9 protein-coding genes and 1 pseudogene are annotated in these 9,259 nt (G+C 74.4%); 4 read left to right on the top strand and 6 right to left on the bottom strand.

The genetic code is table 11. The annotated features are described in order from the left end of the window. Positions 1-381, top strand: a 381-nt coding sequence (locus tag FGF04_RS24220; protein ID WP_188114200.1) for an alkaline phosphatase D family protein, incomplete at its 5' end; no start/stop codon positions are given. A gap of 99 nt (positions 382-480) precedes the next feature. Here the strand turns inward: FGF04_RS24220 and FGF04_RS24215 are convergent. Beyond that, the gene (locus tag FGF04_RS24215) at positions 481-1,479 is read right to left on the bottom strand and encodes a Gfo/Idh/MocA family protein (protein ID WP_149513381.1); all 999 of its coding nucleotides are present in this window, start codon (positions 1,477-1,479) and stop codon (positions 481-483) included. A 123-nt stretch (positions 1,480-1,602) separates the two neighbouring features. On the opposite strand from FGF04_RS24215, the gene FGF04_RS24210 reads away from it, so the two are divergent. Genes FGF04_RS24210 through FGF04_RS24200 form a run of 3 tightly spaced genes read left to right on the top strand, consistent with a single transcriptional unit; the run spans position 1,603 to position 5,108 of the window. Then, on the top strand, positions 1,603-2,943 hold the full coding sequence (locus FGF04_RS24210; RefSeq protein ID WP_149513380.1) for a Bcr/CflA family multidrug efflux MFS transporter: 1,341 nt from the start codon (positions 1,603-1,605) through the stop codon (positions 2,941-2,943). Then, complete coding sequence (locus FGF04_RS24205; RefSeq protein WP_149513379.1) at positions 2,883-4,076, top strand: serine hydrolase domain-containing protein; 1,194 nt, start codon at positions 2,883-2,885, stop codon at positions 4,074-4,076. Before FGF04_RS24210 ends, FGF04_RS24205 begins: the two co-directional genes overlap by 61 nt. Positions 4,077-4,085: 9 nt before the next feature. After that, complete coding sequence (locus FGF04_RS24200) at positions 4,086-5,108, top strand: small ribosomal subunit Rsm22 family protein (protein ID WP_149513378.1); 1,023 nt, start codon at positions 4,086-4,088, stop codon at positions 5,106-5,108. A gap of 49 nt (positions 5,109-5,157) precedes the next feature. Here FGF04_RS24200 and FGF04_RS41230 read toward each other — a convergent pair. The 5 genes and pseudogenes from FGF04_RS41230 to FGF04_RS24175 all read right to left on the bottom strand — a co-directional run. Then, positions 5,158-5,556, bottom strand: a pseudogene (locus FGF04_RS41230) (hypothetical protein); the annotation flags it as partial. Then, a complete protein-coding gene (locus tag FGF04_RS24190; protein WP_149513377.1) occupies positions 5,553-6,953 on the bottom strand; it encodes a hypothetical protein in 1,401 nt (466 codons plus the stop codon). The pseudogene FGF04_RS41230 and the gene FGF04_RS24190, both read right to left, overlap by 4 nt. After that, positions 6,950-7,783: an ABC transporter ATP-binding protein gene (locus tag FGF04_RS24185; protein WP_149513376.1), complete on the bottom strand. Its 834-nt coding sequence runs from the start codon at positions 7,781-7,783 to the stop codon at positions 6,950-6,952. Before FGF04_RS24185 ends, FGF04_RS24190 begins: the two co-directional genes overlap by 4 nt. Then, on the bottom strand, positions 7,780-8,607 hold the full coding sequence (locus FGF04_RS24180; protein WP_149513375.1) for a zf-HC2 domain-containing protein: 828 nt from the start codon (positions 8,605-8,607) through the stop codon (positions 7,780-7,782). The genes FGF04_RS24185 and FGF04_RS24180 overlap by 4 nt, the downstream gene beginning before the upstream one ends. Beyond that, positions 8,604-9,164, bottom strand: a complete 561-nt coding sequence (locus FGF04_RS24175; protein ID WP_149513374.1) for an RNA polymerase sigma factor — start codon at positions 9,162-9,164, stop codon at positions 8,604-8,606. Before FGF04_RS24175 ends, FGF04_RS24180 begins: the two co-directional genes overlap by 4 nt. Positions 9,165-9,259 lie beyond the last annotated feature (95 nt).

Here is a 9,259-nt window from a genome sequence, read left to right as displayed (position 1 = left end):
GTGCTGGCGGGGGCGAAGTCGGCCGGGGTGGAGAACCTGATGGTGTTCACCGGGGACGTCCACGTCGCGTACGCCTTCGACATCAAGGACGACTTCGACGACCCCGGGTCCCGGACGCTGGGGACCGAGATCGTGACGACCTCGATCACCAGCGGGCGGGACGGGGCGGAGCGGCCGGCGAACTGGGAGACGTACATGACGGCCAATCCGCATCTGAAGTTCTACAACGGGCGGCGGGGGTACACGACCGTGTCGTTCGGGCGGGAGGTGGCTCGGGCTGACTTCAAGACGGTGCCGGCGGTGACCGTGCCGGGGGCGGCGATCTCTGTCGCCGCGTCGTTCGTGACCGAGGTGGGGGATCAGGGGTTGAAGCCGGCGTAGGGCTCCGCCCGGGGGCGTTGTCGGGTGCGGGTGCGTGGGGGCTGGTCGCGCAGTTCCCCGCGCCCCTAAAAGCAAAAGATTGCGCCGTTCCCCGCGCCCCTAGATTTCCCCTGGGTAAGTCACTCCCACCTCTGATCTCACCTTGTCCAGGGTGCGCATTACCGACAAGGTTCCCTCCAGGGGGACCAGGGGGGACTCCGTTTCGCCGGCTCGGAGGCAGCGCATTACTTCCAGGGCCTCGTGCTTGAGGCTTGCTCGGGTGCCTTCGGACGCGTCGGCCGTGTACTCCTCGGGGTCGCGGCCGTCGCGGTGCAGGACGAAGCGGTCCGCGTGGAAGAAGCCGTACGGGATGTCGATGCGGCCCTCGGAGCCGGTGACCGACGCGTAGGTCGGCGTGCCGCCCACCAGCGAGCAGTGCAGCGAGGCGAGCGCGCCGCTCCCGTACGAGAGCAGCATGCCGGTCTGGAGGTCGACGCCCTCCTCGGAGAGCACCGCCTTCGCCGTCACGTCGGCGGGCTCACCGAGCAGCAGGTGCGCGAACGACACCGGGTACACGCCCAGGTCGAGGAGCGCGCCCCCGCCCTGCGCCGGGTCGCGCAGCCGGTGGGTGGGAGGGAAAGGACCCGAGAGGCCGAAGTCGGCCTGCACCGTGCGGACCTCGCCGATCGCCCCGTCCTCGACCAGCGCCTTGAGCTGCCGGACCAGCGGGTTGCAGTACATCCACATGGCCTCCATCAGGAAGCTCCCGCGCTCCTTCGCGAGGTCCACCAGCTCCTGGGCCTCGCGCGCGTTCAGCGTGAACGCCTTCTCGCACAGCACGTTGCGCCCCGCCTCCAGGCACAGCCCGGCCGCCGCCCGGTGCGCCGAGTGCGGCGTCGCCACGTACACGACGTCGACGTCCTCGTCCGCCGCCAGGGACTCCCAGTCGCCGTACGCCCGCGGGATGCCGAACCGCTCCGCGAACCCCTTCGCCGACTCCTCGGTGCGCGACGCCACCGCCACCACCTCGGCGTCCGGCAGGTCGATCAGGTCCGCGGTGAACGCCGCCGCGATCCCCCCGGTCGCCAGCACACCCCACCGCACGCGTTCCTCAGCCATGCCCGATCCCTCGCTCCGTGCCGCCGGCGACCCCGACGGCCGCCACCGCTTCGACCACCTGTACGAGAGGACCCGTACGAGCTGAGAGCATAGGTGGCGGATCACACGGACAGGGAGGGGCACATGCCCGAGCGGGACCAGGACGGCACGAGGGCGCTCATACCGGGCGCGGCGGTGACCGAGGAGAGCGCGACCGCCGCCGCGGCGGTGCCGGTGCCGCCGCCGGCCGCCCGCCGCTCCGTCGGGCTCCTCGTCACCCTCATCCTCGGCGGCCTCACCGCCGTGCCGCCGCTGTCCATGGACATGTACCTCCCGGCGCTCCCGGAGGTCACCGACGCGCTGCACGCGCCCGCGGCCACCGTGCAGCTGACGCTCACCGCGTGCCTCGCCGGCATGGCGCTCGGGCAGCTGGTCGTCGGCCCTATGAGCGACAGGTGGGGCCGCCGGCGCCCGCTGATCGCCGGGCTGCTCGTCTACATCGTCGCCACCGCCGTCTGCGCCCTCGCCCCCACCGTCGAACTCCTCATCGCCTTCCGGCTGCTGCAGGGCCTCGCGGGCGCCGCGGGCATCGTGATCGCGCGGGCCGTCGTGCGCGACCTGTACGACGGCGTGGACATGGCGCGGTTCTTCTCCACCCTCATGCTGATCTCCGGGGTCGCGCCGATCGTCGCGCCGCTCATCGGCGGGCAGGTGCTGCGGATCACCGACTGGCGGGGCGTCTTCCACGTCCTGACCGTCATCGGCATCGTGCTCACCGTCGTCGTGTGGCGGCTGCTGCCCGAGACGCTCGCACCGGAGCAGCGCCACGACGGCGGCACCTTCGAGGCCCTGCGCACCATGCGCGCGCTGCTCGCCGACCGCGTCTTCACCGGCTACATGCTCACCGGCGGCTTCGCCTTCGCGGCGCTCTTCGCGTACATCTCCGCGTCGCCGTTCGTGATCCAGGAGATCTACGGCGCCTCCCCGCAGACGTACAGCATCCTCTTCGGCGTCAACTCCGTCGGTCTGGTGATCGTCGGCCAGGTCAACGGCAAGGTCCTGGTCGGCCGGGTCAGCCTCGACAAGGTCCTCGCGATCGGCCTCGCCGTCATCACCGTCGCGTCGGCGGCGCTGCTGCTGATGTCCGCCGGGGCGTTCGGCGAGGTGGGACTGGTCCCGATCGCCACCGGACTCTTCGTCCTCATGTCGGCGATGAGCCTGTGCCTGCCCAACACCAACGCCCTCGCCCTCATGCGCACCAAGCACTCCGCGGGTTCCGCGTCCGCGCTGCTCGGCACGTCCTCCTTCCTGGTCGGCGCGGTCGCGACGCCGCTCGTGGGCATCGCCGGGGAACACACGGCCGTCCCGATGGCCGTCGTCCAGCTGGTGTGTTCACTGGTGGCCGCCGGCTGCTTCGTGGCACTGTGCCGTCCCTGGCGGAAACAGGCGGACGGGCAGCCGCGAGTGAAGGGAGCGGGGAGCTGAGCGCACCGAGACTGYGCCCCGGCACGGCGGAACGTGCCGGGCTCGACCCCGGGGAACTCGACCTTCTGGTACGGGAGTTCCGCGGGCTCACCGAGGGGGAGCGGCCCTGGGCCGCGGGCGCCGTGCTGGTCGCCGGACGCGGGCCCGTGGTCGCCGTCGAGGAGGCGGCGGGCTGGGCGGTACGCCACCGCGCCTACGACGAGGAGACGGACGCGGGGGTGGAACTGCCGCTCCGGCAGCGGGTGCCCGCCACCGTGCGCACCCCCTTCGACCTGGCATCCCTCACCAAGCTCTTCACGAGCGTCGCGGCCGTGCAGCAGCTGGAGCGCGGCACGCTGGGCATCGACGCACGCGTGGGCGCGTACCTGCCGGGCTTCACCGCCGCGGCCGAGTACGGCATCACCGTGCGGCACCTGCTCACCCACACCTCCGGGCTGCGCCCCGAACTGCCGCTGTACGACTGCCCGGACGACAGGGCGCGGCTCGCCCTGCTGCGGGCCGAGAAGCCGGTGACGGCGCCGGGCGGCGCGTACGCCTACTCCGACCTCAACATGCTCCTGCTCCAGCAGGTCCTGGAACGCATCACCCGGCGCCCGCTGGACGCCCTCGTCCGGGACGGCATCACCCGCCCGCTCGGCATGACCGCCACCGCCTTCGGGCCCTGCCCGGGCGCGGCCGCCACCGAGGACCAGCGGCGGCCCTGGGCCAAGGCCGACCGGGGGATGCTGCGCGGGGTGGTCCACGACGAGAACGCGTGGGCGCTCGGCGGGGTCGCGGGCCACGCGGGCCTCTTCTCCACGGCGGGCGACCTCGCGGTCCTGTGCCGCACCCTGCTGGCGGGCGGCTCCTACGGCACCGCCCGCATCCTGGGCCCCGACTACGTCGAACTGCTCCTGTCCCCGCCCGGCCTCGGCTTCGTCCTGGACCGGCCGTCGTTCATGGGCGCCCTCGCCGGGCGCGGGGCCGCGGGCCACACCGGCTTCACGGGGACGTCGCTGGTGCTGGACCCGTCGACCGACACGTTCCTGGTGCTGCTCGCGAACACCGTCCACCCACGCCGCCGGCCCGCCGACCACGGGCCCCGGGCGGCGGCGGCCACGCGGCTGGCCAGGGCGGTCCGGGGAGCCTCGTAGACTCCCTCCGTGAACGCCCCCGCCCCCCACACCTCCGCCGGTCCCTCCGGCCCTTCCGGCTCCCCGGCCGAGATCCTGCGCGCCGCCCTCGCGGGACTGCTCGACGGACTGCCTCCGAGGACGGCCGCGCAGGCCGTCGACCGGCTGATCGCGAACTACCGGGGGACCACGCCGACCGACGCGCCCATCCTGCGCGACCGCGCGGACGTCGCCGCGTACGCCGCGTACCGGATGCCCGCGACCTTCGAGGCCGTACGGGCCGCGCTCGGAGCCTTCGCGGACGCCGTGCCCGGGTGGACGCCGGGCAGCCACGTCGACGTGGGCGGCGGTACGGGCGCGGCGACCTGGGCGGTGAACGCCACCTGGCCCCTGGAGCGGCCGGTGACCGTGCTCGACTGGGCCGACCCGGCGCTCGCGCTGGGCCGCGAGCTGGCGTCGAGCAATCCGCTGCTGCGGTCCGCGCAGTGGCGGCGCTCGCGGATCGGGGCGGCGCTCACGATCGAGAACAGTGACCTCGTCACGGTGTCGTACGTGCTCGGGGAGCTGACGGAGGCCGCGCGCGCCGAGGTCGTGGACGCCGCCGCGGCCGCCGCGCAGGCCGTCGTGGTCGTCGAGCCCGGGACGCCCGACGGGTACGCCCGGGTCATCGCGGCCCGCGACCGGCTCGTCGGGGCCGGGTTCCAGGTCGCGGCGCCCTGTCCGCACAGCGCTGCGTGCCCGATCGTGGCGGGGGAGGACTGGTGCCACTTCTCGGTACGGGTGAGCCGGTCGTCGCTGCACCGGCAGGTGAAGGGGGGATCGCTGGCGTACGAGGACGAGAAGTTCAGCTATGTCGCGGCGGTGCGGGGGCTTGTGGCTTCGCCGGCTCCTTCCCGGGTGGTGCGGCGGCCGCAGATCCGTAAGGGGCAGGTGTTGCTGGACCTGTGCGAGGTGGACGAGCGGATCGCTCGGTCGACAGTGACGAAGAGGCAGGGGGCCCTTTACAAGGAGGCCCGAAGCGCTTCTTGGGGCGACGCCTGGCCCCCGGCCTAGGGTTTTTTCGCCCCCGCCGCCCCTTCCCGTCCCTGGGGCTGCGCCCCAGACCCCCTGTCGCGCTGCGCGCTCCCGCGCGCCCCAGCAGCCCCGCACTGTCCCGCACCACGAACGAGGCGGTGGCCACGGCCCCGCCCGGCACCGCCACCTGCGCCACCAGCAGCACCGCCGCGACGACCGCCCCCGCGACCAGCACGTGCGCGGCCCTGCGGGGCKCCCAGCGGATCGCGGCCGTCCGGTCCAGCGCGAGGTCCTGCCCGCCGAGCCCGACCGAGAACGCCATCGCCCCGGCGGTGAGGACCAGCACGGGCAGCCGCGGATCCGCGGACCCGTCGCCGCCCCCGCTCCCGTCCCGCGCGAGCACCACCAGCGCGACCGCGCCGACGACCAGCGCGGCGAACGACGCGGGGACCTGGCGCGAACGGGCGTACAGCGTCAGCCACCTCACCGGGACCCGCCGCCCTTCAGCGCGGCGAACGGTTCGCCCTCGCAGGACAGCGCGGCGCCGCGCATCGCGTCGATCCGGGAGCGCTGTTCGTCCCGTGGCAGGGCCTTGAACTCCTTCCACACCGGGCGGGCCTCGTCGAGCTGCTCGGCCGCGGAGTACCCGGTGCCGTCGAGCGGCGCGAGGACGCCGGTGACCCAGGCCACCGCGACGACCTGCGCGGGCGCGTCGGTGGTGCCGCTCCAGCCGGCGGGGGTGCACGCCGGCGCCAGGGCCTGCGCGACCAGGGCCCGGGTCAGCTCCCCGTCGTCGCCCTGCGCGGCCGCGGCGGCCACGACGTCCTCGTCGAAGTCGAAGAGGACGGTCTCGCGGGACCACCGCGGGGTGGCGCCCTGCGGCAGCACGGCGGCGTCCTCCCGCACGGAGACCGGCGCCTGTCCGCCCAGGGCGGCGCGCAGCAGGCGCAGCGCCTCCTTGCCGGGACCCGCGACGTCCGCGAGCCGTGCCTCCTGCGTCCGCGTCACGCACACCGGCCCGTCGCACACCGGCTGCGCGGCGGCCTCGTCGACGACGTACATCCGGCGCGGGTCGGAGGGCAGCACGAGCAGGGCGGCCACCGCGCCCGCCAGGAGGGGTGCCAGGGCGGCCAGCCGGGTGCGCGGGGTCGCGGCGACCAGCAGCGCGAAGCCGGTCGCGGCCATGCCCAGCAGCCAGACCGTCTGCCCGAGGTGCACGGAGGGCGAGAGCGTGAGGAGCGCGTCGCGCACCTCCTCCACCGTCGGCGACAGCAGCGAGAGCCGGTTCGGCTCCGTGCCCGGGAACCCGTCCGCCGAGACCGTCTCCGTGCGGCCCAGCGACATGTGCATGAGGGCCGTGAACACGAAGGCGGTCATGGCCAGCGCGGGCGGGGTGAGCGCGGACGGCAGGGCCCGCCCGGCTCCCATGCCCAGCAGCGCCCCCGCGACCAGGAAGAACGCCCCCACCAGCGAGATCGGCAGCCAGCCGAGGTGCGTGTACGCGGTGTTGCCGAGCACCTGGACCCCGCCCACCAGGACCAGGAGCCCGAAGGCCGTGGCCAGCGTGAGCGCCGTCGCGCCCGCCGGCGCGGCGGCCCGCTGCCGGGCGGGCCGCGGCGTGCTCGTCAGCAGCTCGCCCATGTTCGAGCGGTGGTCGCGCAGGCCCTGCAGCGCCCCGAGCCCCACGGCCAGTGGCCACAGGTAGAACAGCAGGGAGCGGGTCCACATGGCCATGGGGGTCCACTGGGCCGTCCACGCCGTGGTGTCCCGCCACCACGCGGCGTCCAGCAGGTACAGGAACGCCAGTGCCGGGACCAGGACCACGACGCCGGCCCACGGGGCGACGGAGCGCCGCAGTTCGATGCGCAGGACGCGGAGGTTCACCAGCTGCCCCTCTCCCGGTCCGGGTTCTGCAGCAGCGCCGAGTAGCCGCGCTCCAGGGGGCTGTCGCCCACGTGCTCGGGGCCGCCCGCCGCCGCCAGCTCATCGGGGGTGCCCTGGAAGACCAGCCGGCCCTCGGCGAAGAGCACCACGTCGGTGCAGGCGGCGGCGACGTCCTCCACCAGGTGCGTCGAGACGAGTACGCAGGTGTCCGTGCCCAGTTCCTGGAGCAGTTCGCGAAAGCGCAGGCGCTGCGCCGGGTCGAGGCCGACCGTCGGCTCGTCGAGGAGCAGGACCGCCGGGTCGTTGACGAGGGCCTGGGCGATGCCGACGCGCCGCACCATGCCGCCCGACAGGGCCTTCATCCGCTCGTCGGCGCGGTCGGCGAGACCGACCCGTTCCACCGCCCGCTGCACCGCGGCGGGGACGTCCGCCTTCGGCACCTCCTTGAGCCACGCCATGTACTCGACGAACTCGCGCACCGTGAAGCGCTTGTAGTAGCCGAACTCCTGGGGCAGGTAGCCGATCCGGCGGCGCAGCGCACGGTGCTCGCCCGGGCCGCCCACGGGCTCGCCGAGCATCTCCAGGGTGCCCCCGGTGGGGCGCAGCACGGTGGCCAGCGTCCGGATGAGGGTGGTCTTGCCGGCCCCGTTGGGCCCGAGCAGGCCGTGCACGCCGGTGCCGAGCCGCAGGTCGAGGCCGTCGACGGCCATCCGTTTCCTGCCGACCCTGACCTTCAGCCCGGTGGCCTCGATCTCCCAGGCGTAGGCCGTCGGCGCGAGGTCGGCGGCTGTGACCGCGGACGTCATGTGGTGTTCCCTTCCGGTGGTCATCGATGGGTCCTCAGTACGGAGTACGCGCCCCTGCGGGCGATCACGACCCCGGTGCCGAGCGCGAGCAGCAGGGCCCAGACGGGCAGGCCGTCCGTCCGCAGGGTGACGGCGGTGCGGCCGGCGGCCGCGGTCGGCGCCACGACCACCACGGCCCACACGACGGCCAGCGCGACGGCGGCACGGGTCACCCCGACGACCCCGCCGAGCGCCAGCGTCGCCGCGGTGAAGGCCAGGCAGGGCAGCAGCCACTGGGCGACCATCACCCCGGTCGCCCACCCGCAGACCAGCAGCACGGGGACGACCACGCCGAGCACGGACGCGGTGCGCCGCAGCACGAGGTCGAGCCCGGCCCGGGGCGCCGACGCCGTCAGTTCGTACGCCGGGTCCAGACCGCGGGACCAGGACGCGGCGACGCCGAGCACGGGCAGGACCGGCGCGAACAGCAGCACCATCGACACCCGGCCCGTGCCGGTGCCGACCAGGTCGAGCACCAGGGCCAGCAGCGTCACGGCCACGGCCATGGCCAGCCACGGCACCATCGCGGGCGTCGCCCACCGCGGCAGCCGCGACAGCCACGCCCGCCGGAGCCGGCCGCGCCGCATGGCCGGGGTCACCGTCAGCCGGGGTTCGAGGCCCGACCACACGGTGTCGACCAGCGACGCCACGGCGGGCACCCCGGCGGCGACCACGGCGGACAGCCGGTCCCGGCACACCCGGCACGCCTCCAGGTGGGCCTCCACGGCCCACACCTCGTCGGCGGCGAGGCCGGTGCCACCATGCGCGTACCCCTCGATGATCCGCTGCGACGCGTGTTCCCCGCTCATGCCAGCGCCCTCCTCATCGCCGTCCGGGCCCGCCGGGCACGGGTCTTGACCGTGCCCTCGGGCAGTCCGAGCAGGACCGCGGTCTCCCGGACGGACAGCCCGTCGAGCACCATGGCCTGCAGTACCTGTCTCAACTCCGGCGCGAGGTGGCGCAGCGCGTCGCCGACGTCACCGCCGACGCCCGCCGCGAGCGCCTCCTCCTCTGCGGCGGGCGCCGCGGCCGGCGCGGCGGCGGCCGGCGGCGGCTGGGCGTGGTGGGCCCTGCGCCGGAACGCGTCGACCAGACGGCGCGCCGCGATCGTCCACAGCCACCCGGTGGCCGTGCCGCCGACCGCGGCCCCGGCGAACGCGCCCGCCGCGCGCCACACCGCCAGGTAGGTCTCCTGCATGACCTCCGCGACGATCTGCTCGTCCGCGCACCGGCGGCGCAACCGCACCGCCAGCCACGGCGACGTACGCCGGTACAACTCCTCGAATGCGGCACGGTCGCCCTTCACCACCAGGCGTACGAGACGTTCCTCGTCCACCTCGTGCAGCGGTGCCCTGGCTGATCTCACACCCGCTAGACGCCGGGACCGGGCCACGGGTTTTCCTTGCGGAGTGATCCCCGTCACATTCGGCGAGACGTATCGTCTTGCCGTCCTGGTAGGTT

Source organism: Streptomyces apricus (genome assembly GCF_008369065.1).
In the GTDB taxonomy this organism is placed as follows: domain Bacteria; phylum Actinomycetota; class Actinomycetes; order Streptomycetales; family Streptomycetaceae; genus Streptomyces; species Streptomyces apricus.
The sequence above is the reverse complement of the archived record's forward strand: the minus strand, read 5'-3'. Positions and strand labels throughout refer to the sequence as shown.